We start from the raw sequence: 1,275 nt of genomic DNA, 5'->3' as shown, positions 1-1,275 counted from the left end.
ACTTCAAATATTATAAAACGTATTTATGAGCATAAGCATAAATATCAAAGGATTTCTTCTAAGTATAACATAAATAAATTAGTTTATTTGAGCAATATGACAATATTATAGCTGCAATTAATCGTGAAAAGTTATTAAAAGAATATAAAAGACAGTGGAAATTAAATTTAATTGAGTCTCAAAATCCAGAATGGCATGATTTATATGAAAAAATTATTTTATAATTTTTTTACTGGATCCTGTGGACAAGCCACGGGATGATACGGAATGCTTTTTAAAGTCCATACAGCAACACATAAGTAACAAAAACACATGATTTGGAATTCTGAAACTTTAAATAAAGCACTAGGTATAACAATCTCTAATTTTATAAATTGTAATGAAGTACAATTTAACTCCCAAGACGTTAAAAAAGGTGACTTATTTATAGCACTTCAAGGTAATAGAGACGGTCACGATTATGTTCTAGATGCAATAGATAAAGGAGCAGTAGCCGTAATCGTTAGCAAGCAAATAGATATAGCAGATAAAGATAAAATTATCTTAGTTGAGGATTGTTTTGAAGCTCTACAAAAAATGGCTTTATATAAACGAGAGAATTCAAAAGCTAAATTCATCGCTATCACCGGTAGCGTCGGTAAAACTTCTACCAAAGAAGCTTTAAAAACACTACTAACTGAGGCTAACTATAAATCATTAGACCTCTTATATAACGAAGCTAATAAAGAGGAATTTGAAGGAAACACGGAACGCAGCACCGCAGCGTATACTTTAGTACGTGAGGATGTGAGTACCGGATTGACGTACAAATTACCTTTAGAAGCAAGTTATATAAGAGGTCTAATTTTTGCTAGCCGAGGTAACTTCAATAATCACTTGGGATTACTTATTAATCTTGCATCAATGGCTGATGATACGGAATATGCTATTTTTGAGCTTGGCATGAACCATAAAGGCGAGATAAGAGAGCTGGTTCAAATACTAAAGCCGAATATTGCTATGATTACTAATATTTCGGAGGCTCATTTAGAATTTTTTAACTCGTTTGAAGAGATAGCAGAAGCTAAATGTGAGATTTTTGAAAATTTTAGCAAAAATGATATTGCCGTTATTAATGCCGATACTAATTGCTATAACAAAATATTATCGATATTAAAAAAACTTTCTATCACCGATATACATAGCTTCGGTAGATCATCTAAAACTTCAGCAGAATTAGTTTTATATGAGAATCTAGGAGAGCAAGTCTACTTAAAGTATAAGATAAATAATAAA

1 protein-coding gene is annotated in these 1,275 nt (G+C 31.1%); it reads left to right on the top strand.

Annotation, left to right across the window (positions count from 1 at the left end; genetic code table 11):
- Positions 1–312: 312 nt before the first annotated feature.
- The coding region (locus REIS_RS04780) for a Mur ligase family protein (RefSeq protein ID WP_008580143.1) at positions 313–1,275 on the top strand (963 nt) is incomplete at its 3' end.

Source organism: Rickettsia endosymbiont of Ixodes scapularis (assembly GCF_000160735.1).
Classification (GTDB): Bacteria; Pseudomonadota; Alphaproteobacteria; order Rickettsiales; family Rickettsiaceae; genus Rickettsia; species Rickettsia tamurae.
This window is presented reverse-complemented; position numbering and strand designations above follow the sequence as displayed.